Here is a 25,177-nt window from a genome sequence, read left to right on the forward strand (position 1 = left end):
ACCCAAGGAGAAACACCCCATGAGCACAGGCTTTTTCGGAGACATCCAGAAGATCAAATACGAAGGCCCGGACAGCACCAATCCGCTCGCCTTCCGCCACTACAACCCCGAAGAGATCGTCGCCGGCAAGCGCATGGAGGATCACCTCCGCTTTGCCGTCGCCTACTGGCACACCTTCACCTGGCCGGGCGGTGACCCCTTCGGCGGCCAGACCTTCCAGCGCCCGTGGTTCTCCGACACGATGGAAGCGGCGAAGATGAAGGCCGATGTCGCCTTCGAATTCTTCCAGCTGCTCGGTTCGCCCTTCTATTGCTTCCACGATGCCGACGTGCGTCCGGAAGGCAATAACTTCGCCGAGAACACCAGGAACCTCAACGAGATCGTCGACTATTTCGAGAAGAAGCAGGCCGAAACCGGCGTCAAGCTTCTCTGGGGCACGGCCAACCTCTTCTCCAACCGCCGCTACATGTCGGGTGCCGCCACCAATCCGGATCCGGACGTCTTTGCGTTTGCCGCGGCGACTGTAAAGACCTGCCTCGACGCCACCAAGCGCCTCGGCGGTTCCAACTACGTGCTCTGGGGCGGCCGCGAAGGTTACGAAACGCTGCTGAACACGGACCTGTCGCGCGAGCTCGACCAGATGGGCCGCTTCCTCAATCTGGTGGTCGAATACAAGTACAAGATCGGCTTTAAAGGCACGATCCTGATCGAGCCGAAGCCGCAGGAGCCGACCAAGCATCAGTACGACTACGACGTCGCGACCGTCTACGCGTTCCTGCAGAAGCATGGGCTGGACAAGGAAGTGAAGGTCAATATCGAGCAGGGTCATGCGATCCTTGCCGGGCATTCCTTCGAACACGAGATCGCCATGGCCAACGCCTTCGGCATTTTCGGTTCGATCGACATGAACCGCAACGACATGCAGTCAGGCTGGGATACCGACCAGTTCCCGAACAACGTGCCGGAAATGGCGCTGGCCTATTACCATGTGCTCGCCGGCGGCGGCTTCCAGAACGGCGGCACCAATTTCGACGCAAAACTGCGCCGGCAGTCGCTCGACCCTGAGGACCTGCTGATCGGCCATATCGGCGGCATGGACTGCTGCGCCCGCGGCATCAAGGCTGCGGCGAAGATGCTCGACGATGGTGCGCTGAAGGCGCCGCTCGATGCCCGCTACGAGAAGTGGGACAGCCCCGAATACAGCAAGATGCTGCGCGGCGAATACAAGCTCGACGACATCGCCTCCTGGGTAGAAAAGCAGGACATCAACCCGGAACCGAAGTCCGGCCGCCAAGAATACCTGGAAAACGTCGTCAATCGTTACGTTTGACGAAGACAGAGGGTGAGGCGACGCCTCACCCTCACCAAGCTTGCGCCAGACGAGGTGGCGCCGCGGTCGCCAACCGGAAGATGATTTGCACGAACCTTTCCCGCTTGGTTTACGGCAAATCTGCTTTACGTACCTCAGAATCTGGGCTAGCGTTCTCATGGGAGGAGCTTGGGTGCAGATTATCATATACAGGCGTGCTGTCGGTAACGCAGCGGTTCGCTGTCGGGCCGTGCGTTGCCCTATGGTCATGGGTGCTGCGTGATGAGTTCTGTGGAGGCGAGCCCCGCCGTGACGCTCTTCGAAGCGACCGGCCTTTCCAAGACATTCGGCATTGTCGAGGTCCTCAAGGACATCAATATCAACGTCCGCGCCGGCGAGGTCCACGCGATCATCGGCGAGAACGGCGCCGGCAAGTCGACCTTGATGAAGATCATCGCCGGCAATTTGGCCCCGACCCGCGGCGAGATGAGGATAGATGGCGAGGCCGTCACCTTTTCCGGCCCGGTCGATGCGGAACATCGCGGCATCGTGCTGGTGCACCAGGAAATCCTGCTGGCGCCGGACCTGACCGTCGCCCAGAACATCTATCTCGGCCGGGAGCTGCACAAGGGCGTCTTCATCGACGACCGCGCCATGAACGAAGGTGCAGCCAAGGCTGTCCGCGGGCTCGGCAGCGATATCGATCCGAACACCATCGTCAGCCGCCTGTCGATCGCCCAGCGCCAGCTGGTACAGATAGCCCGCGTGCTGCTTGTGCCGCACCGGATCGTCATCTTTGACGAGCCGACGGCGTCGCTGACGCCGCACGAGACCGATGCGCTGCTGAAGGTCATCCGGCAGATCCGCGCCAAGGGCGTCGGCGTCCTCTACATTTCCCACCGCCTGCCGGAGGTGAAGGAGATTGCCGACCGGGTGACGGTGTTGCGCGACGGAAGGCTCGTCGCCAGCCATGACGTCAGCGAACTGCAGCCGGCCGACATGGCGCGGCTGATGGTCGGTCGCGACGTCGCAAAACTCTATCCGGACCGTCACGCGGCGGAGGCGCGCGAGACGGTGCTCGAGGTCGAGCATCTCAACGTTCCCGGATATGCGCAGGATGCCTCGTTCCAGCTGAAAAAGGGCGAGATCCTCGGTTTTGCCGGCCTCGTCGGCGCCGGCCGCACCGAACTGATGGAGGGCATGGTCGGCCTTCGTACCAGCCGCGGCGTGGTCCGCCATCTCGGCAAGCCCGTCAATTTCAAGGACGTGCATGCAAGCCTCAAGGCCGGCATCGTCTACCTGTCCGAAGACCGCAAGGGCAAGGGCCTGCTGCTCACCAAGGACCTGATCGTCAACCTGACGCTCGCCTCGCTCGGCAAGTTCATTGGCGCGCTGCAGATCGATCGCAAGCGCGAAAGCGACGCGCTCGACAAGGCGATCCGCGATTTCGACATTCGTACCGGCCGGAAGGACATCCTCGCCGGCCAGCTTTCCGGCGGCAATCAGCAGAAACTGCTGCTCGCCAAGATGATGCTGCTCGATCCGTCGATCGTCATCATCGACGAGCCGACGCGCGGCATCGATATCGGCAACAAGGAACAGATCTACAAATTTATCGCCAAACTGGCAGAGGAGGGGCGTTCGATCATCGTCGTCTCTTCCGAAATGCCGGAACTGATCGGTATCTGCGACCGCATCCTCGTCATGCGCTCCGGCCGGATCGTCGGCGAGGTGACGGGGGACCATATGAACGAAAACGAGATCGTCGTGCTGGCGACAGGCGTCAATAAAGAGGAGGCCGCGTGATGGCGAATGTCGCAACCGAACCGGCCAAGGCACCGAAGACCTCCAAGGACTGGGACATGGCGGCGGTCGCGCCGTTCATCGCGCTCGCCCTTCTCCTGGTGCTCGGCTACTTCGCCAACCCGAACTTCATGACGTCCGCCAACCTCTTGAACGTCGTGACGCGCAGTTCCTTCATCGCCGTCATCGCTCTCGGCGCGACCTATGTGATCACGTCGGGCGGGCTCGATCTTTCGGTCGGTGCGATGCTCGCCTTCGTGGCCAGCCTGATGATCCTGTTCCTGAACTCGGGAACGGTCGCCGACCCGGCGCTGGCGCTGGTTTCCGGGATGGCGCTGGCGATCGCGATCGGCGCCGTCTGCGGGCTCGCCAACGGCCTGATCACCACGGTCGGCCGGATCGAACCCTTCATCGCCACGCTCGGCACGATGGGCATCTATCGCGGCCTCACCACCTGGCTCAGCCAGGGCGGTGCCATCACCGTGCGCGACCGCGATATTCTGGCGCTCTACCGGCCGGTCTATTCCGGCTCGTTCGTCGGCGTGCCGATCCCGATCATCGTCATCTTCGTCACCGCCGCCATCGCCGCCTTCGTGCTTTACCGCACCCGTTACGGCCGGCATGTCACCGCGGTCGGCTCGAACGAGGACGTCGCGCGTTATTCCGGCATTTCGATCAACCGGGTGCGCACCGTCACCTATGTGATCCAGGGGCTCTGCGTCGCTGTCGCCGTGCTGCTCTACGTGCCGCGCCTCGGCTCGACGTCCGCCACGACCGGCAGCTTCTGGGAACTGCAGGCGATTACCGCCGTCGTCGTCGGCGGCACCGCGCTCCGCGGTGGGGTCGGCCGCATCTGGGGCACGATCTGCGGCGCCTTCATTCTGGAAATCGTCGGCAACATCATGCTGTTGTCCAACTTCGTCAGCGAATACCTGATCGGCGCCATTCAGGGAGCGATCATCATCATCGCCATGCTGGTCCAGAGGTCGCTGATGCGGAGGTAGGCCGCTGAAGCGGATTAGCCCGCAGAAGCGGGCCAACGAGAACTGACCGAGCTGATGGGTCGCGCCCGGTCCTGAAATATTAAAGACCCTGATATTGTGGGAGAGAGAAACAATGCGCAGACAAATTTTGGGACTGGCCATGGCGTCGCTGGCGCTTCTCGCCGGCACCGCCTTCGCACAGGACAAGAAGGTGACGATCGGCGTTTCCATTCCGGCCGCCGACCATGGCTGGACTGCCGGCGTCGTGTTCCATGCCGAACGCGTCGCCAAGCTCCTGATGAAGGAGCATCCGGGCCTCAACGTCATCGTCAAGACCTCGCCGGATGCGGCAAGCCAGGCGAACGCCGTGCAGGATCTCGCGGTCCAGGGTCTCGACGCGCTGGTCATCCTGCCGTCCGATCCGGATCCGCTCGTCAACGCCATCCAGCAGGTCAAGGACAAGGGTACGTTCGTCGCGCTCGTCGACCGCGCGCCCTCCGTCAACGACAGCACCATCCGTGACCTCTACGTTGCCGGCAACAACCCGGCGCTCGGCCAGGTCGCCGGCGAATACATCAAGAAGACCACGCCGGACGCCCAGGTCGTCGTCATCCGCGGCCTGCCGATCCCGATCGACCAGCAGCGCCAGGACGGTTTCGACAAGGGCATTGCCGGTTCCAAGGTGAAGGTGCTCGATCGCCAGTTCGGCAACTGGAGCCGCGACGACGCGTTCAAGGTCATGCAGGACTTCCTGACAAAGCACCCGAAGATCGACGTGGTCTGGTGTCAGGACGACGACATGGCCGTCGGCGTTCTCGAAGCCATCGCTCAGTCCAAGCGCACGGACATCAAGTATGTGGTCGGCGGCGCGGGCTCCAAGGATATGGTGAAGAAGGTCATGGACGGCGACAAGATGATCCCGGTCGACGTGCTCTATCCGCCGGCAATGGTGGCGACCGCCATGGAACTCACCGCCGGCAATTTCTATGACAAGGTCCCGGTCAGCGGCACCTACATCCTCGACGCCACGCTGGTGACGAAGGACAATGCCAAGAACTTCTATTTCCCGGATTCGCCGTTCTGATAACGGCTTCCTGACGAAGATCGGCGGCGCCTGCTCGTGTGGGCGCCGCTCCTCCCAACCCCGATTCCTGTGAGCAGCACAGGAATCGGGGATTGAGGCTGCCATTTGCAGGCCATCCAATTTCGGAAGAGGAAACATCATGAAGACGATCAAGGGCCCGGCCATCTTTCTCGGCCAGTTCGCGGGCGATGCGGCACCGTTCAATAGCTGGGACGGGATCACCAAATGGGCGGCGGACAAGGGATATGTCGGCGTGCAGGTGCCGACCTGGGCCGGCCAACTCATCGACCTCAAAAAGGCTGCCTCCTCCAAGGATTATTGCGACGAATTTGCCGGCGTGGCGCGGGCGAACGGCGTCGAGGTGACGGAGCTTTCCACCCATCTCCAGGGCCAGCTCGTCGCCGTGCATCCGGCCTATGACGAAGCCTTCGACGGGTTTGCCGCACCCGAAGTGCGCGGCAATCCGAAGGCACGCCAGGCCTGGGCAGTCGAGCAGGTGAAAATGGCGCTGACGGCGTCGAAACATCTCGGCATCAAGGCGCATGCGACCTTTTCCGGCGCGCTCGCCTGGCCGTTCATCTACCCGTGGCCGCAACGCCCGGCCGGCCTGGTCGAGACCGCCTTCGACGAACTCGCCAAGCGCTGGACGCCGATCCTCGACCATGCCGATTCCTGCGGCGTCGACGTATGTTACGAAATCCATCCCGGCGAGGACCTGCATGACGGCGTCACCTTCGAGATGTTCCTGGAGCGGGTCAAGAACCATCCGCGCGCCAACATGCTCTACGACCCGTCGCATTACGTGCTGCAATGCCTCGACTATCTCGACAACATCGACATCTACAAGGACCGAATCAAGATGTTCCACGTCAAGGACGCGGAATTCAACCCGACCGGCCGGCAGGGTGTTTACGGCGGCTACCAGGGCTGGGTCGGCCGCGCCGGCCGCTTCCGCTCGCCCGGCGACGGCCAGGTGGACTTCGGTTCGATCTTCTCGAAAATGGCCGCCAACGATTTCGACGGCTGGGCCGTGGTCGAATGGGAATGCGCGCTGAAGAACTCCGAGGACGGAGCCCGCGAAGGCGCCGAATTCGTAAAGGCGCACATCATCGGTGTCACGGAAAAGGCATTCGACGATTTTGCCAGTGGCGGCACGGACGAGGCGGCAAATAGGCGGATGCTCGGGCTTTGAGCGATAACGCGCGCCGGGGCATTGCCCCTCACCCTCACCCTCACCCTCTCCCCGTCAAAACGGGGAGAGGGGACGTGCCCCACGAGGCCGTTGAGGGACCGGGAGGCGGCGTCTTGCGTCCTTCTCCCCGCAAGCGGGGAGAAGGTGCCCGGCAGGGCGGATGAGGGGCAATCTTCTTCGGGAGGCGAACTTGAGATACCTAACAAGTTGGGTTATTGATCTATGGTCACCGTCCTGCGGCAGCACGGCCTGCGGTTCGTCATCTACACGGCGGACCACGAGCCGCCTCACGTGCATGTCTATGGTGACGGCGAAGCGCGGATCGACATTGAGACACTGAAAGTCCTGACCCAGGGCGGGATGTCCGACAGGGACGTCCGCCGAGCGGCCGAAATCATCGAGGCCAACCGGCAGTTATTCCTGGAGACGTGGAGAAAGTACCATGGTTGAGATCACGGATGCCGAACTCACCCAGGCAAAAAGACGGTGGGAAACGGAGCGGGCACAAAGGCCCATTCCAGTCTCCGTTCGGTTCGATGCTGCTTCCGGCCGGATCGTCGTGGAGTTCGCCAACGGGGCCGCTTTCATGGTCCCCGCCCGTTCTCTCGAAGGCTTGGCGGAGGCAACGGATGAACAACTGGCCGAAGTCGAGTTTCTCGGGGAAACCGGCCTGCATTGGGAAAGCCTCGATATAGATTATTCGATTTCCAGCCTCATGAACGGCGTCTTCGGCAGCCGGACCTTCATGGAGGCACAACGCCGCGGTGGACAATCCAAGTCGCCATTAAAAATCGCCGCAAGCCGCGCTAACGGCGCCAAGGGCGGCAGGCCCCGCAAGGCTGCAAAGAACTCCTGACTGCCCGGCAGTCGCCACACATTTTCAATCTTTTCGAGGAGAATCATCATGGCAATCGAAGGCAAGGACGAACAGGCGCGGGAGCCGCGCATCCGGCTTGGCATGGTCGGCGGCGGGGCGGGGGCGTTCATCGGGGCGGTGCACCGAATGGCTGCAAGGCTGGACGACCAGTTCGATCTCGTCGCCGGCGCGTTGTCGTCGACGCCGGAAAAGGCGATCGCCTCGGGCCGCGACCTCGGACTCGATCCGTCGCGCACCTACGGTTCCTACAAGGAGATGGCGATCCGCGAGGCGCGGCTGAAGGACGGCATCGAGGCGGTGTCGATCGTCACGCCGAACCACGTGCATTTCGAGGCCGCCAAGGAGTTTTTGAAGCGTGGCATCCACGTCATCTGCGACAAGCCGCTGACGTCCAATCTTGCTGACGCCAAGAAGATGAAGAAGGCGGCCGACGAGAGCGGTGCGCTGTTTATCCTCACCCACAATTACACCGGCTATCCGATGGTGCGGCAGGCCCGCGAAATGGTCGCGAACGGCGAACTCGGAAAGATCCGCGTCGTGCAGGTCGAATATCCGCAGGACTGGCTGACCGAGGCGGTCGAGCAGACGGGTGCCAAGCAGGCCGTCTGGCGCACCGATCCGGCCCAGTCGGGTGCCGGCGGTTCGACCGGCGATATCGGGACGCATGCCTATAACCTCGCCGCCTTCATCACCGGCCTGACGCTCGAAAGTCTCGCCGCCGATCTCGACAGTTTCGTCGAGGGCCGCAGGCTCGACGACAACGCCCATGTGATGCTGCGCTACGAGGGCGGCGCCAAGGGCATGCTCTGGTGCAGTCAGGTGGCACCCGGCCACGAGAACGGCCTGAAGATCCGCGTCTACGGAACCAAGGGCGGCATCGAATGGGTGCAGGCGGATCCGAACTATCTGTGGTTCACGCCGTTCGGCGAACCGAAGCGCCTGATCACCCGCAACGGCGCCGGCTCCGGTGCCGCAGCAGGACGCGTCAGCCGCATCCCGTCCGGCCACCCGGAAGGTTATCTCGAAGCCTTTGCGACCATCTACACGGAAGCCGCCCGCGCCATCAACGCGGCCAGACAAGGCGTCGCGGTCGACAAGGCGGTGGTCTACCCGACCGTCGACGACGGCGTGAAGGGCGTGGCGTTCGTCGAGGCGTGCGTGGCTTCTTCGAAGAAGAACGGGGCGTGGATGAAGCTTTAGGCGCCTAGAAATTAAACAAAGTCATGATTTGGCTGTGATAAATCACCACTCTGTAACCCTCCCGCCAAGGGAGAGGTAGCCCGAGGTGCGTGAGGCATATCTAACCCTCCCCTTGTGAGGGAGGGTGGCCTGCAGGCGGGAGGGTTTTCCTGTAGAAGATCCTCACGAAAAAGAAGATCCCTCCCCACAAGGGGGAGGGAGCAGACAGCGATCCTGCAACGTTTCAGAATTCTCATCTGTACAACTGCGCCTCCCTTGGTTAAACCGCCGCGAAAGGTGGTCCGGCAGGCCCCTCGCGCAACAGATATGGCGGCATCCTCATGACCGATCCCAAGATGAGCAATCCCCAGCCTCGCAATCTCAAAACGCCCGACGCCGAAAAATTCGCGGCCGGGTTTCCCGGTGATTTCCTCTGGGGCGTCGCGACAGCCTCCTACCAGATCGAAGGGGCCACCAAGGTGGATGGCCGCAAGCCCTCGATCTGGGATGCGTTCTCGAAGATGCCGGGCCGGGTCTATCAGGGGCACAACGGCGATATCGCCTGCGAGCATTACAATCGCTGGGAAGAGGATCTCGATCTCATCAAGGAGATGGGCGTCGAAGCCTACCGGTTCTCGATCGCCTGGCCGCGGATCATCCCGGACGGCACCGGGCGGATCAACGAGAAGGGGCTGGATTTCTACGATCGCCTCATCGACGGCTGCAAGGCGCGCGGCATCAAGACCTATGCGACGCTCTATCATTGGGACCTGCCGCTTTCGCTGATGGGCGAGGGTGGCTGGGCGGCACGTTCGACGGCCTATGCCTTCCAGCGTTACGCCAAGGTGGTGATGGCGCGGCTTGGCGACCGGCTGGATGCGGTTGCCACCTTCAACGAGCCTTGGTGCATCGTCTGGCTCAGCCACCTCTACGGCATCCATGCCCCGGGCGAAAAGAACATGCAGGCGGCGCTCGCCGCCATGCACCACGTCAACCTCGCGCACGGCCTTGGCGTCGAGGCGATCCGGCATGTGACCCCGGACGTGCCGGTCGGCACCGTCATCAACGCCGCGTCGATCATCGCCGGCTCCGAGAGCCCGGCCGATCTCGCAGCTGCCGAGCGCGCCCACCAGTTCCACAACGGCGCCTTCTTCGATCCGGTTTTCAAGGGCGAATATCCGCAGCAATTCCTGGAAGCGCTCGGAGACCGCATGCCGGTCGTCGAAGACGGCGACCTGAAGGTCATCAACCAGAAACTCGACTGGTGGGGCCTCAACTACTACAAGCCGGACCGCGTCCATGACGAGCCTACGCGCAGCGGCGATTTCCCCTGGACGATAGAGGCCAAGCCCGCCAGCGACGTCAAGACCGATATCGGCTGGGAAGTCTATGCGCCGGGGCTGAAGCTGCTGGTCGAGGATCTCTACCGCCGCTACGACCTGCCGGACTGCTACATCACCGAGAACGGCGCCTGCTACAACATGGAACCCGTCGAAGGCGAGGTGGATGACCAGCCGCGTCTGGATTATTATGTCCAGCACCTCTCGGTCGTCGCCGACCTCATCAGGGACGGCTACCCGATGAAGGGTTATTTCGCCTGGAGCCTGATGGACAATTTCGAATGGGCGGAAGGCTACCGCATGCGGTTCGGCCTCGTGCATGTAAATTACGAGACCCAGGAACGGACGATCAAGAACAGCGGCAAGTGGTATCGCGAGCTCGCGTCGTTATTCCCGAAGGGCAACCATAAACAGGGCTGATTTCGCAAATGCTGGAAGATTTTTTCTGCCTTGTGAGATAATTGAAAAAACATCCCTGTCAAACGCAGGCGCGTCCGGGCATTTATGCGGCATCGAAAAGGCCGCCGGCCTTAGATATTGCCCTCTGGGAAAACGACCAAGATGCTCCGGAAAGTCACCTGTCATCGAATGTGCCGCCTCGTCCGATAGCTGGACAGCGATAAATATCCGGTGTCGGTCGCCGGGATGATCCGACTTAAATCTGAGAGCTGAAATGACAATCCTTCATACTGCGGTCGAAACCGCGCCGTCTCCCTTGGTTGCCGAAAGGCCGATGGTGGCGTTCGAGGCGGCAACCAAGCGGTTCGGCGGTGCCGACGACAAGAGCCAGTTCACCGCGCTCGACGGCATCGACCTTTCCGTGGCGCGTGGCGCGATCACCGGCATCATCGGTCGTTCGGGCGCCGGCAAGTCGACGTTGATCCGCCTCGTCAACGGGCTGGAAAAAGCGACCTCCGGCCGCGTCGTCGTCGACGGTGTCGAGGTGGGCGGCCTGTCGGAAAACGGGCTTCGGGATCTGCGCCGCCAGGTCGGCATGATCTTCCAGCATTTCAACCTTCTCTCGTCGCGCACGGCGTTCGAGAATGTCGCGCTGCCGCTCGAGATCGCTGGGCTTTCCGCCACGGCGATCCGCGACAAGGTGGTGCCGTTGATCGATCTCGTCGGCCTTGGCGACAAATCGGACCGCTACCCGGCCGAGCTTTCCGGCGGCCAGAAGCAGCGCATCGGCATTGCCCGGGCGCTCGCCACCTCACCGAAACTGCTGCTTTCGGACGAGGCGACCTCGGCGCTCGACCCGGAAACCACGCAGTCGATCCTGGCGCTGCTGAAGCGCATTAATGCAGAGCTTGGCCTCACCGTGCTGCTGATCACCCACGAGATGGAGGTGGTGAAGACCATCGCCTCCGACGTCGCGGTGATCGATCGCGGCAAGATCGTCGAGGCGGGCCGCACCTTCGACGTCTTTACCGGCGCCAAGCACGAGACGACCCGCTCGCTCCTGTCGGCAGCGCTCGGAACCAACCTGCCGGAATGGATCCGCTCGAACCTGAAGCCGCAGCCGTCTGTCGGCGACCGGGTGCTGGTGCGGCTGATCTTCTTCGGCTCGACGGCCTTCCAGCCGCTGACCGCCCGGCTGGTCACCGAACTCGGCGCCGACGTCAACATCCTCGCCGGCACGATAGAGGAAATCGCCGGCGAACCCTACGGCTCGCTGGTCGTCGCCTATCCGGCCGATCCTGCCGTCACGGAACGCGCCGAGCGCTTCTATGCCGCAACCGGTCTTTCCACGGAGGTGCTCGGTTATGTCGCCTGACATGCTCTTCAACCTGCTCCTGAAAGCGCTCGGCCAGACGCTGCAGATGGTCGCGGTCGCCGGCCTGATCGGCGCACTGATCGGCCTGCCGATCGGCGTGTTCCTGGCAACCAGCGGCAAGGGCGAGCTTTTCCCCGCACCGGCCTTGAACCGCATCATCGGGGCGATCGTCAATGCGGCGCGCTCGACGCCGTTCATCATCCTGGTCGTGGCGATCATCCCATTCACGCGCCTCGTCACCGGTACCTCGATCGGTACCTATGCGGCGATCGTGCCGCTGACGGTCGCGACCATTCCCTTCGTCGCGCGCCTTGCCGAAGCGGCGATCCGCGAGGTCGACAAGGGCCTGATCGAGGCAGCGCGCGCCATGGGGGCGACGCCGCTGCAGATCGTCTTCAAGGTGCTGCTCGCCGAGGCGAAACCTGGCCTGACGCTGGCGCTGACGCTCACCCTCGTCAGCCTGGTCGGTTATTCGGCCATGGTCGGCGCGGTCGGGGGCGGAGGCCTTGGCGATCTCGGCATCCGCTACGGCTACCAGCGCTTCATGCCGGACGTGATGCTCGCCGTCGTCGTCGTGCTGATCGTGCTTGTCCAGGCGATCCAGAGCCTGGGCGACGCGCTGGCCCGCCGCTTCGACAAGCGCAACCGCAAGACCTGAAATTATTCCGAAAACCAGCCTCCCAAGACATACCCAAGAAGACTGGCGCGTATAAGCAAACCCAAGGAGACACTTATGAAGAAGCTCATCATCGCTGCGGCGCTCGCCGCCTTCGCTGCCGGCCCGGCGCTTGCCGAAGACATCAAGATCGGCGTCACCCCCGGCCCGCATGCCCAGATCATGGAAAAGGTGAAGGAAGTCGCGGCCACCAAGGGCCTCAACATCCAGATCCTCGAATTCTCCGACTACGTCGTGCCGAACCAGGCGCTGGCCGATGGCGAACTCAACGCCAATTCCTTCCAGCACCAGCCCTATCTTGACAACCAGGTCAGGGATCGCAAGTTCGACATCGTCGGCGTCGCGCAGACCGTCAACTTCCCGATGGGCGTTTATTCCAAGAAGGTGAAGAGCCTCGCCGACCTGAAGCAGGGCGCCACCGTTGCCATCCCGAACGATCCGACCAATGGCGGTCGCGCGTTGCTCATCCTCGCCGACCAGGGCCTGATTAAGGTCGACGCCGCCAAGGGCCTGAAGATCGGCCCCGCCGACGTCACCGAAAACGCCAAGAAGATCGAGTTCGCCGAACTCGACGCCGCCCAGCTGCCGCGTTCGCTCGACGACGTCGATGCGTCGGTGATCAACACCAACTACGCATTGGAAGCAGGCCTCAACCCGAAGACCGATCCGATCGCCAAGGAAGGCGAAAAGGCCCCTTACATCAACATCATCGCCGTCAAGTCCAAGGACAAGGATGCGGCCTGGGTCAAGACGCTCGTGGAAGCCTATCACAGCGCTCCGGTGAAGGACTTCGTCAACACCCAGTTCAAGGGCGCCGTCATCGCCGCCTGGTAATAATATAGAATTTTCGAAAATACTTGGTGGGCCGGCTCTCATGCGTGGGGGCCGGCCTTTTCCTTTAACGCTATCTGAAGGAATACCCGCGAAAGATGTAGGGCTTCACGAGGTCTTAGATGCGGCTTCTTCCGTCCCGCTTTCGCCGCTCCGCTACACTTGGCCGTCGCTCCGCCGTGACGTCGATGCTACTTGCCTTCGCCGTGGTCGTGGTGCTGGTGACGATCTTCATCCTGACCGCGCTCGACCGCATCACCGACTATGCCAATCGCCTCGACGACGAGCGCTCGCGCGAGACGACCTCCGGCGCGATCCAGACGTTCCAGGAGCAGCTGCATGCGACGCTCAATGACTACGCGGCGTGGGACGACGCTGCCCAGTTCGTCTATGCCGGCGATGATGCCTGGGTCGTCGGCAACTACGGCGACATGACCGCGAACAGCGATCTTTTCGACGTGGCGCTCATCATGGATACGGACCGCAATGTTCTGATGGCCTATCAGGACGGCGCCCCCGTCACCTGGTCGCCGCAGAATTATTTCGACACCTCGCTCTGGACGCTGTTCGACAAGGCAAGCAGTGCCGGTGCCGGAACCGTGCCGGAGGCGGTGGGTTTCGTGGGGACCAAAAACGGCGTCGCGGCCGTCGGCGTGGCGCTCATCCGCCCGAAATCCGGTGAACTCGCCCAACCCGTCGAGGGGCGCCGGTTCCTGATCTTTGGCCGCCATCTCGACGAGAAGAAGATCCTGAAGCTCTCCGAAACCTATGTCATCGGGGGGCTTCGTTTTGCCGGTGCCGGCGATACGGTTCCCAACATGGTGGAGATCCGCAATATCCACGGCAAGGCGCTGCAGCGGCTCGTCTGGAATTCGCGCATGCCCGGCAATACCGCCTATCTGCAGGTCCGGCCGCTCGTCTATTGCGCGCTGGCGATGGTCGGCCTGTTTTTCCTCCTCCTCTTCGCCAGCGGCAGCAATACGCTCAATCGCCTCAAGGCGGACGAGGCGGCGGCACGGCATCTGGCCATGAGCGACCGGCTGAGCGGGCTTCTCAATCGCGCCGGCTTTTTTGCAGCACTCGACGCGCTGGTGCTCCAGAGCCGCCGCAGCAACGAGGACGTGGCGCTGCTCTATCTCGATCTCGACGGGTTCAAGGAAGTCAACGACGCCTATGGCCATGGCACCGGAGACAAGCTGATCCGCGGCGTCGCGGCCGGCCTCAAGACGCTGGTCGGCGATACGGCGACCCTTGCCCGCGTCGGCGGCGACGAATTCGCCATCGCGCTCGCCGCCACGGATATCGGAAGGGTCGTCGATACGCTGAGCGACCGCATTCTCGGTTTCTTCGACGAACCCTTCGTGATCGGCGAAAGGGTGGCGACGATCGGCACCTGCATCGGCGTTGCCATTTCGCCGCGCGGCAAGGTCTCCGGCGAGGAACTGGTGCGGCGTTCCGACATGGCGATGTATCACGCCAAGGAAACCGGCCGCGGCCGGACCGAATATTATCGGCCGGAAATGGATGCCGAGCGCGAAGAGCGCAACATGCTGGAGATCGACCTCAGGATCGCCATCGAGCGCCGCGAGATCAACGTCGTCTACCAGCCGGTCGTCGATGCCAGGACATGGCGCATCATCGGCGTCGAGGCGCTGGCGCGCTGGCACCGTACGGGGTACGGCCCCGTATCTCCCGACGTCTTCATCCCGATCGCCGAATCGACCGGCCTCATCGACCAACTCGGCCTGTTCGTGCTGCACCGCGCCTGCGAGACGCTGACGCTGTGGCCGGAGCTCAAGCTCGCGGTCAATATCTCCCCCGGCCAGTTCCGCGATCCGGCGTTTGCCCTGCACGTCGCTTCGGTGTTCCGCAAGACCGGTGCCGATCCTTCCCGCATCACGCTCGAAATGACCGAGGGCTATTTCATCCAGAACCCCGAACGTGCTCGCGCTGCGCTTGCCAAGCTGAAGCAGCTCGGGGTGAAGATCGCCCTCGACGATTTCGGCGCCGGCTTTTCGAGCGTCGGGTACCTGCGCCAGTTCGGCTTCGACCGGATGAAGATCGACAAGTCGCTGGTGCACGCGCTGGAAGAGGGCGGCCGCGCCGTCGATCTTCTGCAGGCGACCGTGGCGCTCGCCCGCTCGCTGGAAATCCCGGTTACGGCCGAGGGCGTCGAAACCGATGCGCAGGCCATACAACTGCGCCTGACCGGCTGCGACGAGTTGCAGGGCTACCTGTTCGGCAAGCCGATGTCGTCGCAGGAGATCGACATCATCTACCGCGGCAACCGCCTGCCGGGCGGGATGAGCGGAGCGGCGTAAGCGGCGAGGGGATGCTCCATGCGTTTTTTCATCTGTTTCGTTCTTTTAATGGCGTTAAGTCCGGGCCGGGTTTTCGCTTGTGCGCTTGACGATGTTCTCAAGCTCTGTATTGCGAATGGCGGAAGCCTGGCAGCCTTGAGAAGCGGTGCAGAAAGAGGCGATTGGAAGGAGGCAAAATCTTCTTCGCAGGCCGCATCGGCACCGAGCCCGATTTATGGTCACGAGCATTATACGATGCCAAGTGGATCCAGATTTTTCGTAACGTTCCAGAATTATCACAGGCTTTTTTCTTCAACCTGCTCGCTGGACCTCGTGCATGCCTTGACCATGAAAGAAAGCCGGGAATGCTCGCCAAAGCGATTGCAAGCGTTCGAGACGGCGCTGAAAGAGGCTGCATTGGGGACGGTCAGCAAGCAGGTTACGGAGACCGGCGTTATCTATCTTGTTGAAGGCGAGAGGCAATGGCTGACCGTGGTTACCCAGAGCAATGCTGAAGGCAGCCCCACCAATGTATGGGTGGAAATGTCGGTCCTTCAGGACTACTAATCAAAAACGACGCCCTATTACCCGCCGATATGCCTCACGCCACGCTTCCTGGCGAGCGCGATCTGCAATTGGCGCTGGCGGTAACGATCGCGGTCTTCCTCGGTGCGGGTCGGGTAGCAGGTGGAGCAGGAGACGCCTTCCTCGTAATGGGGCGAGGTCACCTCTTCCGCGGTGATCGGGCTGCGGCAGGCGTGGCAGAGCTTGTGGTTGCCCTCCTTCAGGCCGTGCTCCACGGAAACGCGCTCGTCGAAGACGAAGCAGGCGCCCTCCCAGAGGCTTTCCTCTGCGGGCACCTCTTCGAGATATTTGAGGATGCCGCCCTTCAGGTGGAAAACCTCGTCGAAGCCCTGTTCCTTCATGAAGGCGGTCGCCTTCTCGCAGCGGATGCCGCCGGTGCAGTACATGGCGATCTTCGGCTTGTTGTGGAGGCCGGGATTGTTCTTCACCCAGTCCGGAAACTCGCGAAACGTCTTGGTCTGCGGATCGACCGCGCCCTTGAAGATGCCGATCGCCGTTTCGTAATCGTTGCGGGTGTCGATGACGATCGTTTCCGGATCGGAAATCAGCGCGTTCCAGTCCTTCGGCTCGACATAGGTGCCGACGATGCGCTTGGGGTCGATATCCTCGACGCCCATGGTGACGATTTCCTTCTTCGGCCGCACCTTCATGCGCAGGAAGGGCATCTTCGACGCGCGGCTTTCCTTGTGCTCGAGGCGTGCGAATTCCGGCTGGGCGCGCAGATAGGCGAGAAGGCCTGATATCGCCGCGTCGGAACCGGCAACCGTGCCGTTGATCCCCTCGCGGGCGATCAGCAGCGTGCCCTTGATGCCGTTCTCGTCGCAGAAGGCCTGCAGCGGCTCGCGGAAGCTCTCATAGCGGTCGAAACGCGCAAAATGATAGAGCGCGGCGACGAGCCAGGCGCCCGTCGCTTCCGGTTGGGCCTCCGGGCGGGTTTGCATGATGTTTTCGGTCATGGGCGCTGAAATACAGTCTCCGGACTATCCGCGCAACGCGGTTTCTTTCTCGTGCGCCGCGACGGCCCTGTGCACCTTTGCCGCACGTCGTTCCTTGCGGGGTGCGGTGGCCGCCTTTTCCCACAGCAGCGCAATCAGGCCGCTTTCCGTCTCGGCGCTGTCGGCAAACACCTCGTGAGCCGCTTCCAGCGCGGCGTGCCGCAGCGCCTGCTGGCGGGCGATGATGGCGCCGAGTACCCGGGCCAGCGTGTCGCTGTCGCCGAACAGTTCCGGGTTTTCGTTGACGAGCCCAGTCAGCACCGAAAGATCGTGTTCGTGGCCGAGCAGATCGACCAGGGCCTTCGCCTGTTGCTGCTTGGCGAGCATGGCGGAAGGCCAGATCCCGCCGAGCAGCGACAGGTGCATCCAGTAGGTCTGGCCGCATTTGCGCAACTCGTGATAGGTCTCCGCATCGCCGTGTTCCTCGCAGCCGGCGAGTGCGCCGAGCGCCTTCTCGCGCTGGTCCTTCCAGCCCTTGGCGAGCCGTTTGGCCGACTTGTGCGGATCGTCGTCGAGGTCGAGGTCGTCGAGGGCAGCGATCGCCGCGCGGCAGGTGTCGGCGGCGGCCGCCATCTTGGCCGGCAGGTCGTGTTCCTCCGAAGCGATCCGGTCGCGACGTTCGCTGAGCGCCTTGGAGGCCGCGGTGAGGGCGGCAAGCTCTTCGGGAGAACCTGCATGACCGGCGAGATAATCGACCGTCTCGACCAGCGCGGTGGCGTCGCGCACGGCCGACAGCGTCTGCGCCATGTCGCGGATACGGGTGTTTTCCTGCCGGCGGAAGGTTTTTGCATCCGGCTGGATCAGCCGGTATAGGGCGCGCACCCGCTTGAAGCGTTTTCGCGCGTCGTGCACCGCTTCGTGCGGCCCGTCCGGCTGTTCTTCCAGCAGCCGGATCGCGTGGGAAAGCTGGCTTTCCGCAACCGAACGGAACTCGTCGGTGAAGGATTTAGCGGGCCGCAGACGGTACGCCATGACACAATTCTCCGCTCAAATCTTCAGTCGCCATCACCATGTTGGAATACCGCCGGTCGCCGGTGATCTCCTCGCCGATCCAGCCCGGAATGTCGGGCAGCGCGCCCTCGTCCTCCACCTCGACCTCGGCGACGACCAGTCCCTTGTAGGCTCCGTCATAGACGTCCACCTCCCAGGTATAACCCTCGTGCCGGACCTCGTGGCGGGTCTTTTGGAGCACCACGCCGACGGCGGCGTTTGCCATCTCCTCGGCGTCGCCAAGCGGAATTTCGTATTCGAACTCGTCGCGGGCAAGCAGTTCCCTGCCGATCTTGATGGTTAGCTTGGCGCGCTTGCCGTCCATGATCCGCACCCGCACCGAACGGTCGTCGCCAGATGCGACATAGGCCTGCAGGAAATCGGAGGACGATGAGACCTCCGAGCGCCAGCCGTCGCTCTTCACCAGAAATTTCCGTTCGATTTCCTTGGCCATGCTCCACCCGCCGCCTCGGGAACTTCCACAATTGTTGCAACCCTAGTGCAAACTCCGCGTCCCGCAAACCCGTTCGACGTGGGAGGCCTGTTTTTTCTCGACAATGGCGGGCTTGAGGGGTATCTCGACCTCAAAGTTTCAATCGTTTCAGCGGAGACCTTACCATGACCGGCAAGACGGAAAAGCTGCTTTCCATCCTGAAACTGCAGCCGGTGGTACCGGTGCTGATCGTCGATGACGCGAAATCTGCTGTGGGCCTGGCGCGGGCGCTGGTCGCCGGCGGTCTGAGGGCCATCGAGATCACCATGCGCACGCCTGCCGCCCTCGACGCGGTCAAGGCGGTGGCCGCCGAGGTCGAAGGCGCCAATGTCGGCGCCGGCACCATCCTCAACGCCCGCGACTATGAAGCGGCCGTCAAGGCGGGCTCGACCTTCATCGTCTCGCCCGGCGTGACGCCCGGCGTGCTTTCGGCTGCCAAGGACTCTCCCGTGCCGCTTCTGCCGGGTGCTGCGACCGCCAGCGAAGTGATGACGCTGCGCGAAGCCGGCTACGAGGTGCTGAAATTTTTCCCCGCCGAACAGGCCGGCGGCGCCGCTTACCTGAAGGCCCTGTCTTCGCCGCTCGCCGGCACGCTGTTCTGCCCGACCGGTGGCATTTCGCTGAAGAACGCCAACGACTACCTGTCGCTGCCGAACGTCATCTGCGTCGGCGGCTCCTGGGTCGCGCCGAAAGAGCTGGTCTCGGCCGGCGACTGGGCCGGCATCACCAAGCTCGCTTTCGAAGCGGCGGCGCTGAAGGCGTAGAACCCGGCAGTCCGTCTTTGTAATTTCACAATCGCATCCCTATCTTTCCCCCGGAAACACAACAGGGAGATGTGCGATGTTCGACGCAAAGAAGCTTCTCGACCAATTTCTGGGGTCACAGATTCCGGGCATGTCGGGAGGAAGTGTGAGGGACCGGGCAGGGCAGGCGACCCAGCTTGCCAAGAACAACCCGCTCGCCACCGGCGCCATCCTCGCGGCCGTCCTCGGCACCAAGACCGGCCGCAACATTGCCGGCAATGTCGCAGCGGTCGGCGGCATCGCTGCGATCGCCGGCCTCGGTTATCTCGCCTACAAGAACTATCAGTCCGGCAAGTCTCCCGAAGCCGTGCCTCAGCCGGCGCCTCAGGCCGACAAGCCGCTCCTGACGCCGCCGGCCGATTCCCCCTTCCATCCGCAGTCTCCCGCTCTCACCAACGATTTCGCGCTGACGCTCGTGCGGGCGATGATCGCCGCCGCCAAGGCCGACGGGCATATCGATGCCGGCGAGCGCGCCAACATCATGGACAAGGTGCATGCGGTCGATCTCGGCGCCGAGGCGGAAGCCTTCATCGAGAACGAGCTCGCCAATCCGGTGGATATCGACGACCTCGTCGCCGCTGCCCGCACTGAAGAGCAGAAGGTCGAGATCTACGCCGCCTCGCGCCTGACCATCGATCCAGACACCCGCGCCGAACGCGGCTACCTCGATCTGCTCGCCGGCCGCCTCGGCTTGGACGATGCGCTGATCGCCCATATCGACGCGACGGTATCGGCCGCGAAGGTCAAGGCGTAAGGCGACCCGTCATGGCAATCCCTTTTTCTCCTGTCGGCATCGATCATGTTGTCCTTCTGATCGACGACATGGAGCGTGCGCTTGATTTCTATTGCGGCGTCCTGGGTTGCCGGCCGGGTTATTCCTACCCGGCCCTTGGGATGGAACAGGTCTGGTGCGGGTCGTCGCTGATCGTTTTGTGGGACATAACGCATCCGGGCGGCAAAAAGGCTGCTCCTCCGGTCACCGGTGGCCGCAACGTGGATCACATCTGCATCGCCACGAGCCCTTTCGATCACGACGAACTGCGCCTGCATTTGCAAAGCCACGGTATCGAGATTGCTCAGGAGGCTTTCCACGGCGGGGCTCGCGGCATGGGGCACTCGTTTTACATTCATGATCCGTTCGGCAACAAGATCGAGATCAAAGGGCCGGCGGAATATCCGGATGGGCGATCTTGACGGCGAAGACGCGGTATTCAATCTGCCTCCGTGCATCTTCGCGAAGTCTTGTCGCCTGACCGGCGTGCGGGCGTCGCCCCCGTTGCCTTTCCCCCGTCGCTGGCCTAAGCCTCAGCCACGATGCAAGAGGCTGACATGCGCGATCTGAAGAACTACAAAGTTGCCGCCCCGGCTCCGGTCACCCTCAAGGGCCGGTTCGTGACGCTCGAACCCTATGACAGGGGCACCCACCTCCAGGCGCTGTGGGACGGGCTCGGCGGCGCCGAGGGCATCAATCCGCTTCTCAAATATTTCCCCAACGACGATTTTGCCGATGTCGGCGCCTTCGGCGACTGGCTGGAAAACGCTCGCGTCCATTCGAATTTCGTGACGCTCGTGTCGCGCGACAACGCCACCGGCAAGGTGGTCGGCATGGCAAGCTACATGCGGCCGGACCCGAAGAACGGCGTCATCGAGGTCGGCTCCGTCGCGCACGGCGCCGCCATGAAGCGTTCGCCGCTATCGACCGAAGTGCACTACCTGATGGCCAGGCACGTGTTCGAAGGGCTCGACTACCGCCGCTACGAATGGAAATGCCACAACGAGAACGAGCCAAGCAAGGCATCCGCCCGTCGCTACGGCTTCACCTTCGAAGGCGTGTTCCGCCAGCATGTCATCTCCAAGGGCGCCAATCGCGATACTGCCTGGTTTTCGATGATCGATGTGGAATGGCCGCTCCTGAAGGCCGCTTTCGAAGCATGGCTTTCGCCCGAGAATTTCGAGGCGGATGGCACCCAGAAGCGGCGGCTCGAAGATATCCGCGCCGAGCTTGCCAAGGGAGTGGCGGCATGACGCCCGAGGCAAAATCGCAGGCGATCGCCGCGGCGGTGATCCTCGCAGGCGTCGGACTGGTGATCTATTTCCTGCCGACGATCGTCATGTGGATCGCCCAGTTTTCCCCGGTGCTGGCCGTGGTCGTCGGCTCGGTGCTGCTGCTCGGCTTCTTCGCGATCTTCTGGCTGCGGGCACGCTACCAGCGCCGTAGATAAACGCCTCAAGTCATCAGCCGGGGTAGCGCGGCGGCCAAGGCGTCGACCGTCAGGCGGACCTTGAGTGGCAGATGCGGCGTCTGCAGCCACAGCGCATGACAATCATACAGAAATGGTGGCTCTTCCGGCAGCAGCCGCACCAGTGCGCGCTGGCGGATACGTTCGCGCACCAGCCAGGAGGGCAGCCAGGCAAGCCCCATTCCCATCGCCGCCGCATCGGCAACCGCGTCGAGATCGTCAAGCCGAAAACGATTGGGCGGCAACACTTCGACGGGCGGGGCGCCATCGCGCGGAAACAGCCAGGGCGGAACGGGGCCGGTCCGGCGATAGACAACCGCCCGGTGGGACATCAGATCCTCAATCGCGCGCGGTTGTCCGGCTTCCGCGATATAGGCCGGCGAGGCGCAGACGATCATCTGCTGGCGGGCCACTTTGCGGGCGATCACACCGCTCCGGTCGCCGAGCTCACCGGTCCTGATCGCCAGATCATAGCCGTCTTCCGCAAGATCGACGAGGCGGTCTGCAAAGGAGAGGTCCAGCTCCAGCGCCGGATACCCGCGGGCAAATTCCATCAGCACGGGAAGCACGCAATGCCGGCCGAAATGGACGGGCATGGTGATGCGCAGCCTGCCGCGCGGTTCGGAGTGATGATCTGCGGCGAGCGCATCGGCGGCAGCAGCCTCCGACAGGATCAGCCGGCAGCGGTCGTAATAATCCCGCCCGAAATCCGTCAGGCTCTGGCGGCGCGTCGTGCGATGGAGAAGTCGCACGCCGAGCCGCTCTTCCAGAAACTGGACATGCTTGCCGACCATCGGCGCCGACATGTCGAGCGCTGCGGCAGCGGCCGCGAAGGAGCCGAGATCCACCGCCCTGACGAAGACGGCCATGCTGGTCAGCCGATCCATATTCAAAACACCTGGTTTCTTCTGAAATACCGAAAGGCTGATTTATCGCCGATCTGGAGATCGGCATAGCTCATTCCATTCGATTATTTTGGAGTCTGGAAGAAATGGCACGTGTCGTCCGCTTTCATGAACATGGTGGGCCGGAGGTTCTGCGCATCGAGACTTTCGAACCTCAGCCGCCCGGCAGGGAGGAGGTCCGCATCCGGGTCAAGGCGCTCGGTCTCAACCGCGCCGAAGCGCTGCTTCGCGCCGGCACCTATATCGAGACGCCGGTGTTTCCATCTGGCCTCGGGCTCGAAGCGGCCGGTATCGTCGATGCGCTCGGTGAAGGGGTGAGAAATTTCGTCGTGGGCGATGTCGTCAGCATCATACCGCCGATCTCGATGGTCCGCTGGCCGACCTATGGCGATCTCGTCACCTTTCCCGAATCGATGGTCGTCAAACATCCGGCAAGGCTCGACTTCGTCGGCGCCGCGGCGCTCTGGATGGCCTATCTGACCGCCTATGGCGCGCTTATCGGCATTGCGGGGCTAAAACGCGGTGATTTCATTGTCATCACCGCGGCATCCAGCAGTGTCGGACTGGCGGCGATCCAGATGGCCAAGCTCGTGGGTGCCGTCCCGATTGCCGTAACGCGCAACTCGGTCAAGAAGCAGGCACTGCTGGATGCGGGAGCGGCCGAGGTGATCGCTTCTTCGGAGGAGGACCTGCAGGCGAGGCTTGAGGAGATCGCCGGGAAGGACGGTGTCCGGGTGGTGTTCGATGCGATCGGCGGGCCGATTTTCCAGCCGCTGACCGCCGCGATGTCGCAGGGCGGAATCCTCATCGAGTACGGTGGCCTGAGTGGAGAGCCGACGCCGTTTCCCCTCTTCGAGGTGCTTGCGAAACGCCTGACCTTACGGGGCTATCTTGTCCACGAAATCACCGGCGATCCGGCTCGACTGGCGGAGGCCAGGTCCTTCATTGCCGATGGTGTGGAGAGAGGGCTGCTGAAGCCGGTCGTCGCCAGGACGTTTCCGTTCGAGGAGATCGCCGCAGCGCATCGCTTTCTGGAATCAAATGCGCAGTTCGGCAAGATCGTCGTCACGGTCTGATCGGCGTCAGCCGCCGGAGCCGGAGGCCTGCAGCGCGGCGCCGAGCAGAGACAGGCCGACCAGCAGCACGAACAAGGCGCCGCCGATCTCGATCGCATGGGTGACACGCCGCCCAGCGCGCGAGCCCGGGCCGGCAAAGCGGACGGCGAGGTCCTTGGCGGTGACCGCGAGCGTCGCAAGGATGGTGACGGTGATTGCAGTGCCGATCGACATGGCGAGAACCGAAAGCACGCCGCCGAGATAGAGGCTGTTCAAAAGCGCGAAACTCATCACCAGGATCGCGCCCGAGCAGGGGCGCAGGCCGACAGCAATGATCGCCGACCAGGCCTCGTGCAGGCTGAAATCCCTGGACTTCAGCAGGGCGGGATCGGGCATGTGGCTGACGCCGCAGGTTTCGCAATAGTCGCCGGTGCCCTGGTAGTCGTGATCGTCGATCTCGACGGCCTGGAAATTGAGCCCGGTGGAGCCGCGTCCGTTACCGGCGGGGGCTGCCATGGGCATGTTGACGACGCGCATCCGGAGCGCCCGGATCTTCTTCACCAGCAGCCAGGCGCCGAAAAGGGCGACCATGGCGAAGCTGGCGATCTCCATCGCCTGGGTCGCCGCCGTCATGGTGATGCCCGAGCCGCGCAGTACCAGATAGGCCGCGCCGACGAGCAGCACGGCCACCACGCCCTGCAGCAGCGCGGAGATGAAGGAGATGACAATGCCGCGCCGGAGTTCGATCTCGTTGGCGATCATGTAGGAGGAGATCACCGCCTTGCCGTGGCCGGGGCCGGCGGCATGAAAGACGCCATAGGCGAACGACAGCCCGATCAGGCCGGAAAGCGCCCAGGGGTCCTCGCGCATCGCCTTCAGCGAACCGGTCAGCGCCCGGTAGAAGGACTGCTGGTAAAAATTGATCCAGGCGAAAAACGGACCGAGCGGCCCGCCGACCGAGAAGGAGGGTTCGGCCGAACCGACGCCGAGAGGCGATTGCGCATGCGCCGAACCCGCCATCAGGATGCCTGCCGCCGCTACAACGAGAAGGGCAGGGATCATGGCCGAAGGGGAGAGGGCGCGGCGGATCGTCAGCATGTCAGTTCCAGTCGGGTGGCGAAGAGTTTCGACATGTCGGTGCCCGTCGGATCGTTGAAGAAGGCGTCCGTCAGCGACTTGCTGTTCTGCGAGATCACCTCATCGGGGTCGGGGCGCACCACCTTGTGCTGGCAATGCGAAAAACCGTCGCCCTTGACGTTCAGGTCGCCATCGGTCGGGAAGTCGATCGAGGTGTACATCGAGGGGTCGTAGACGCCGAAGGTCAGCCGGCCCTTGAGCGGCACCGGCTTTTCGGGCTTGACCGCAAACAGGACAAGGAGCTGGTTGCCGTCGAGCGAGACGTGGATCACGTCCGGCTTCTGCACCCCGACGGTCGCGCCGTTCAGGGTGATCGTCGTGAAATAGTGGTAGTCGCCGAGCGATTTGCGCATCACCTCGCCGAGGGCCGCAAGTTCCTTCGCGTCGAGCTTCAGGTCGGTGTTCTTGTCGAAATCCAGCAGCACGCTCGACGAGAACACCTCGTCGAACCGCCAGACATTGTGCAGTTCCGCGATATTGCCGTCGGTGCCGGCTACCACTTCGAGCCGCGCCTCGGCGAAGATGTGTGGATGGGCGATAGCGGGCAGCGGAAGACAGGCTGCCGCCAGCGCGGCAATGGTCATGACTCGATATCGCATTCGCCCTGTGGCTCCCGGTTCGTCCGC

The 25,177-nt window shown here is 62.9% G+C and carries 26 protein-coding genes; 20 read left to right on the forward strand and 6 right to left on the reverse strand.

Going from position 1 to position 25,177, the window contains the following annotated elements:
* The first annotated feature begins 19 nt into the window (after positions 1 to 19).
* From xylA to C5J26_RS33075, 14 genes are all read left to right on the forward strand, one after another.
* The gene (xylA, locus tag C5J26_RS00665; protein WP_105400097.1) at positions 20 to 1,330 is read left to right on the forward strand and encodes a xylose isomerase; all 1,311 of its coding nucleotides are present in this window, start codon (positions 20 to 22) and stop codon (positions 1,328 to 1,330) included.
* A gap of 261 nt (positions 1,331 to 1,591) precedes the next feature.
* The gene (locus C5J26_RS00670; protein WP_105400098.1) at positions 1,592 to 3,115 is read left to right on the forward strand and encodes a sugar ABC transporter ATP-binding protein; all 1,524 of its coding nucleotides are present in this window, start codon (positions 1,592 to 1,594) and stop codon (positions 3,113 to 3,115) included.
* The gene (locus tag C5J26_RS00675; protein WP_105400099.1) at positions 3,115 to 4,116 is read left to right on the forward strand and encodes an ABC transporter permease; all 1,002 of its coding nucleotides are present in this window, start codon (positions 3,115 to 3,117) and stop codon (positions 4,114 to 4,116) included. Before C5J26_RS00670 ends, C5J26_RS00675 begins: the two co-directional genes overlap by 1 nt.
* 112 nt (positions 4,117 to 4,228) lie before the next feature.
* Positions 4,229 to 5,179 (forward strand): substrate-binding domain-containing protein, encoded by a 951-nt coding sequence (locus C5J26_RS00680; RefSeq protein ID WP_105400100.1) that lies wholly within the window; start codon positions 4,229 to 4,231, stop codon positions 5,177 to 5,179.
* 139 nt (positions 5,180 to 5,318) lie between these two features.
* Positions 5,319 to 6,371: a sugar phosphate isomerase/epimerase gene (locus C5J26_RS00685; RefSeq protein ID WP_105400101.1), complete on the forward strand. Its 1,053-nt coding sequence runs from the start codon at positions 5,319 to 5,321 to the stop codon at positions 6,369 to 6,371.
* Positions 6,372 to 6,593: 222 nt separating this feature from the next.
* Positions 6,594 to 6,821, forward strand: a complete 228-nt coding sequence (locus C5J26_RS00690; protein ID WP_105400102.1) for a DUF4160 domain-containing protein — start codon at positions 6,594 to 6,596, stop codon at positions 6,819 to 6,821.
* Positions 6,814 to 7,227, forward strand: a complete 414-nt coding sequence (locus C5J26_RS00695; RefSeq protein ID WP_105400103.1) for a DUF2442 domain-containing protein — start codon at positions 6,814 to 6,816, stop codon at positions 7,225 to 7,227. The genes C5J26_RS00690 and C5J26_RS00695 overlap by 8 nt, the downstream gene beginning before the upstream one ends.
* 48 nt (positions 7,228 to 7,275) lie before the next feature.
* Positions 7,276 to 8,448 (forward strand): Gfo/Idh/MocA family protein, encoded by a 1,173-nt coding sequence (locus C5J26_RS00700; protein ID WP_105400104.1) that lies wholly within the window; start codon positions 7,276 to 7,278, stop codon positions 8,446 to 8,448.
* A gap of 335 nt (positions 8,449 to 8,783) precedes the next feature.
* Positions 8,784 to 10,187 carry a GH1 family beta-glucosidase gene (locus tag C5J26_RS00705; RefSeq protein ID WP_105400874.1) on the forward strand — a complete coding sequence of 468 codons (1,404 nt, stop codon included), beginning with the start codon at positions 8,784 to 8,786 and terminating at the stop codon, positions 10,185 to 10,187.
* A 313-nt stretch (positions 10,188 to 10,500) separates the two neighbouring features.
* The gene (locus tag C5J26_RS00710; protein ID WP_105400875.1) at positions 10,501 to 11,541 is read left to right on the forward strand and encodes a methionine ABC transporter ATP-binding protein; all 1,041 of its coding nucleotides are present in this window, start codon (positions 10,501 to 10,503) and stop codon (positions 11,539 to 11,541) included.
* Entirely contained in the window at positions 11,531 to 12,199 is a 669-nt protein-coding gene (locus tag C5J26_RS00715) for a methionine ABC transporter permease (RefSeq protein WP_046634549.1), read from the forward strand. Before C5J26_RS00710 ends, C5J26_RS00715 begins: the two co-directional genes overlap by 11 nt.
* A 75-nt stretch (positions 12,200 to 12,274) precedes the next feature.
* Positions 12,275 to 13,051 carry a MetQ/NlpA family ABC transporter substrate-binding protein gene (locus C5J26_RS00720; protein WP_105400105.1) on the forward strand — a complete coding sequence of 259 codons (777 nt, stop codon included), beginning with the start codon at positions 12,275 to 12,277 and terminating at the stop codon, positions 13,049 to 13,051.
* Between the two features lie 119 nt (positions 13,052 to 13,170).
* Positions 13,171 to 15,369: an EAL domain-containing protein gene (locus C5J26_RS00725; protein ID WP_105400106.1), complete on the forward strand. Its 2,199-nt coding sequence runs from the start codon at positions 13,171 to 13,173 to the stop codon at positions 15,367 to 15,369.
* 18 nt (positions 15,370 to 15,387) lie between these two features.
* Positions 15,388 to 15,915, forward strand: a complete 528-nt coding sequence (locus C5J26_RS33075) for a hypothetical protein (RefSeq protein WP_206051145.1) — start codon at positions 15,388 to 15,390, stop codon at positions 15,913 to 15,915.
* A 17-nt stretch (positions 15,916 to 15,932) separates the two neighbouring features.
* On the opposite strand, the gene C5J26_RS00735 is transcribed toward C5J26_RS33075, so the two are convergent.
* Genes C5J26_RS00735 through C5J26_RS00745 form a run of 3 tightly spaced genes read right to left on the reverse strand, consistent with a single transcriptional unit; the run spans position 15,933 to position 18,372 of the window.
* A complete protein-coding gene (locus C5J26_RS00735) occupies positions 15,933 to 16,874 on the reverse strand; it encodes a rhodanese-related sulfurtransferase (RefSeq protein WP_371681876.1) in 942 nt (313 codons plus the stop codon).
* 39 nt (positions 16,875 to 16,913) lie between these two features.
* The gene (locus C5J26_RS00740; protein WP_105400108.1) at positions 16,914 to 17,900 is read right to left on the reverse strand and encodes a CHAD domain-containing protein; all 987 of its coding nucleotides are present in this window, start codon (positions 17,898 to 17,900) and stop codon (positions 16,914 to 16,916) included.
* Complete coding sequence (locus C5J26_RS00745; protein ID WP_105400109.1) at positions 17,875 to 18,372, reverse strand: CYTH domain-containing protein; 498 nt, start codon at positions 18,370 to 18,372, stop codon at positions 17,875 to 17,877. The genes C5J26_RS00740 and C5J26_RS00745 overlap by 26 nt, the downstream gene beginning before the upstream one ends.
* 164 nt (positions 18,373 to 18,536) lie before the next feature.
* Between C5J26_RS00745 and C5J26_RS00750 the strand changes: the two genes are divergently transcribed.
* From C5J26_RS00750 to C5J26_RS00770, 5 genes are all read left to right on the forward strand, one after another.
* On the forward strand, positions 18,537 to 19,175 hold the full coding sequence (locus C5J26_RS00750; RefSeq protein ID WP_105400110.1) for a 2-dehydro-3-deoxy-phosphogluconate aldolase: 639 nt from the start codon (positions 18,537 to 18,539) through the stop codon (positions 19,173 to 19,175).
* Between the two features lie 76 nt (positions 19,176 to 19,251).
* Positions 19,252 to 19,968: a tellurite resistance TerB family protein gene (locus tag C5J26_RS00755; RefSeq protein WP_105400111.1), complete on the forward strand. Its 717-nt coding sequence runs from the start codon at positions 19,252 to 19,254 to the stop codon at positions 19,966 to 19,968.
* An 11-nt stretch (positions 19,969 to 19,979) separates the two neighbouring features.
* Positions 19,980 to 20,408 (forward strand): VOC family protein, encoded by a 429-nt coding sequence (locus C5J26_RS00760; protein ID WP_105400112.1) that lies wholly within the window; start codon positions 19,980 to 19,982, stop codon positions 20,406 to 20,408.
* Positions 20,409 to 20,543: 135 nt separating this feature from the next.
* Positions 20,544 to 21,239, forward strand: coding sequence for a GNAT family N-acetyltransferase (locus C5J26_RS00765; RefSeq protein ID WP_105400113.1), 696 nt, complete (start codon positions 20,544 to 20,546; stop codon positions 21,237 to 21,239).
* Positions 21,236 to 21,436, forward strand: coding sequence for a hypothetical protein (locus C5J26_RS00770; RefSeq protein ID WP_105400114.1), 201 nt, complete (start codon positions 21,236 to 21,238; stop codon positions 21,434 to 21,436). Before C5J26_RS00765 ends, C5J26_RS00770 begins: the two co-directional genes overlap by 4 nt.
* A gap of 5 nt (positions 21,437 to 21,441) precedes the next feature.
* On the opposite strand, the gene C5J26_RS00775 is transcribed toward C5J26_RS00770, so the two are convergent.
* Positions 21,442 to 22,341, reverse strand: coding sequence for a LysR family transcriptional regulator (locus C5J26_RS00775; protein WP_105400115.1), 900 nt, complete (start codon positions 22,339 to 22,341; stop codon positions 21,442 to 21,444).
* 104 nt (positions 22,342 to 22,445) lie between these two features.
* Here C5J26_RS00775 and C5J26_RS00780 point away from each other — a divergent pair, with 104 nt between their 5' ends.
* Positions 22,446 to 23,435, forward strand: a complete 990-nt coding sequence (locus tag C5J26_RS00780) for a zinc-dependent alcohol dehydrogenase family protein (RefSeq protein WP_105400116.1) — start codon at positions 22,446 to 22,448, stop codon at positions 23,433 to 23,435.
* A gap of 6 nt (positions 23,436 to 23,441) precedes the next feature.
* On the opposite strand, the gene C5J26_RS00785 is transcribed toward C5J26_RS00780, so the two are convergent.
* Together C5J26_RS00785 and C5J26_RS00790 are read right to left on the reverse strand one after the other, a co-directional pair.
* On the reverse strand, positions 23,442 to 24,512 hold the full coding sequence (locus C5J26_RS00785; RefSeq protein ID WP_371681877.1) for a nickel/cobalt transporter: 1,071 nt from the start codon (positions 24,510 to 24,512) through the stop codon (positions 23,442 to 23,444).
* Complete coding sequence (locus C5J26_RS00790) at positions 24,506 to 25,150, reverse strand: DUF1007 family protein (protein ID WP_105400117.1); 645 nt, start codon at positions 25,148 to 25,150, stop codon at positions 24,506 to 24,508. The genes C5J26_RS00785 and C5J26_RS00790 overlap by 7 nt, the downstream gene beginning before the upstream one ends.
* Between the last annotated feature and the right edge of the window lie 27 nt (positions 25,151 to 25,177).

The organism is Neorhizobium sp. T7_12, assembly GCF_002968535.1.
GTDB classification, from domain to species: domain Bacteria; phylum Pseudomonadota; class Alphaproteobacteria; order Rhizobiales; family Rhizobiaceae; genus Neorhizobium; species Neorhizobium tomejilense.

Excerpts from the sequence above, each read along its gene's own strand:
- C5J26_RS00760 (WP_105400112.1), top strand. The coding sequence starts at position 19,980 with ATGGCAATCCCTTTTTCTCCTGTCGGCATCGATCATGTTGTCCTTCTG.
- C5J26_RS00680 (WP_105400100.1), top strand. The coding sequence starts at position 4,229 with ATGCGCAGACAAATTTTGGGACTGGCCATGGCGTCGCTGGCGCTTCTC.
- C5J26_RS00785 (WP_371681877.1), bottom strand. The coding sequence starts at position 24,512 with ATGCTGACGATCCGCCGCGCCCTCTCCCCTTCGGCCATGATCCCTGCC.
- C5J26_RS00670 (WP_105400098.1), top strand. The coding sequence starts at position 1,592 with ATGAGTTCTGTGGAGGCGAGCCCCGCCGTGACGCTCTTCGAAGCGACC.
- C5J26_RS00675 (WP_105400099.1), top strand. The coding sequence starts at position 3,115 with ATGGCGAATGTCGCAACCGAACCGGCCAAGGCACCGAAGACCTCCAAG.
- C5J26_RS00770 (WP_105400114.1), top strand. The coding sequence starts at position 21,236 with ATGACGCCCGAGGCAAAATCGCAGGCGATCGCCGCGGCGGTGATCCTC.
- C5J26_RS00725 (WP_105400106.1), top strand. The coding sequence starts at position 13,171 with ATGCGGCTTCTTCCGTCCCGCTTTCGCCGCTCCGCTACACTTGGCCGT.
- C5J26_RS00720 (WP_105400105.1), top strand. The coding sequence starts at position 12,275 with ATGAAGAAGCTCATCATCGCTGCGGCGCTCGCCGCCTTCGCTGCCGGC.
- C5J26_RS00705 (WP_105400874.1), top strand. The coding sequence starts at position 8,784 with ATGAGCAATCCCCAGCCTCGCAATCTCAAAACGCCCGACGCCGAAAAA.
- C5J26_RS00695 (WP_105400103.1), top strand. The coding sequence starts at position 6,814 with ATGGTTGAGATCACGGATGCCGAACTCACCCAGGCAAAAAGACGGTGG.
- C5J26_RS00780 (WP_105400116.1), top strand. The coding sequence starts at position 22,446 with ATGGCACGTGTCGTCCGCTTTCATGAACATGGTGGGCCGGAGGTTCTG.
- xylA (WP_105400097.1), top strand. The coding sequence starts at position 20 with ATGAGCACAGGCTTTTTCGGAGACATCCAGAAGATCAAATACGAAGGC.
- C5J26_RS00765 (WP_105400113.1), top strand. The coding sequence starts at position 20,544 with ATGCGCGATCTGAAGAACTACAAAGTTGCCGCCCCGGCTCCGGTCACC.
- C5J26_RS00685 (WP_105400101.1), top strand. The coding sequence starts at position 5,319 with ATGAAGACGATCAAGGGCCCGGCCATCTTTCTCGGCCAGTTCGCGGGC.
- C5J26_RS00690 (WP_105400102.1), top strand. The coding sequence starts at position 6,594 with ATGGTCACCGTCCTGCGGCAGCACGGCCTGCGGTTCGTCATCTACACG.
- C5J26_RS00790 (WP_105400117.1), bottom strand. The coding sequence starts at position 25,150 with ATGCGATATCGAGTCATGACCATTGCCGCGCTGGCGGCAGCCTGTCTT.
- C5J26_RS00745 (WP_105400109.1), bottom strand. The coding sequence starts at position 18,372 with ATGGCCAAGGAAATCGAACGGAAATTTCTGGTGAAGAGCGACGGCTGG.
- C5J26_RS00750 (WP_105400110.1), top strand. The coding sequence starts at position 18,537 with ATGACCGGCAAGACGGAAAAGCTGCTTTCCATCCTGAAACTGCAGCCG.
- C5J26_RS33075 (WP_206051145.1), top strand. The coding sequence starts at position 15,388 with ATGCGTTTTTTCATCTGTTTCGTTCTTTTAATGGCGTTAAGTCCGGGC.
- C5J26_RS00710 (WP_105400875.1), top strand. The coding sequence starts at position 10,501 with ATGGTGGCGTTCGAGGCGGCAACCAAGCGGTTCGGCGGTGCCGACGAC.
- C5J26_RS00775 (WP_105400115.1), bottom strand. The coding sequence starts at position 22,341 with ATGGATCGGCTGACCAGCATGGCCGTCTTCGTCAGGGCGGTGGATCTC.
- C5J26_RS00700 (WP_105400104.1), top strand. The coding sequence starts at position 7,276 with ATGGCAATCGAAGGCAAGGACGAACAGGCGCGGGAGCCGCGCATCCGG.
- C5J26_RS00740 (WP_105400108.1), bottom strand. The coding sequence starts at position 17,900 with ATGGCGTACCGTCTGCGGCCCGCTAAATCCTTCACCGACGAGTTCCGT.
- C5J26_RS00735 (WP_371681876.1), bottom strand. The coding sequence starts at position 16,874 with ATGCAAACCCGCCCGGAGGCCCAACCGGAAGCGACGGGCGCCTGGCTC.
- C5J26_RS00755 (WP_105400111.1), top strand. The coding sequence starts at position 19,252 with ATGTTCGACGCAAAGAAGCTTCTCGACCAATTTCTGGGGTCACAGATT.
- C5J26_RS00715 (WP_046634549.1), top strand. The coding sequence starts at position 11,531 with ATGTCGCCTGACATGCTCTTCAACCTGCTCCTGAAAGCGCTCGGCCAG.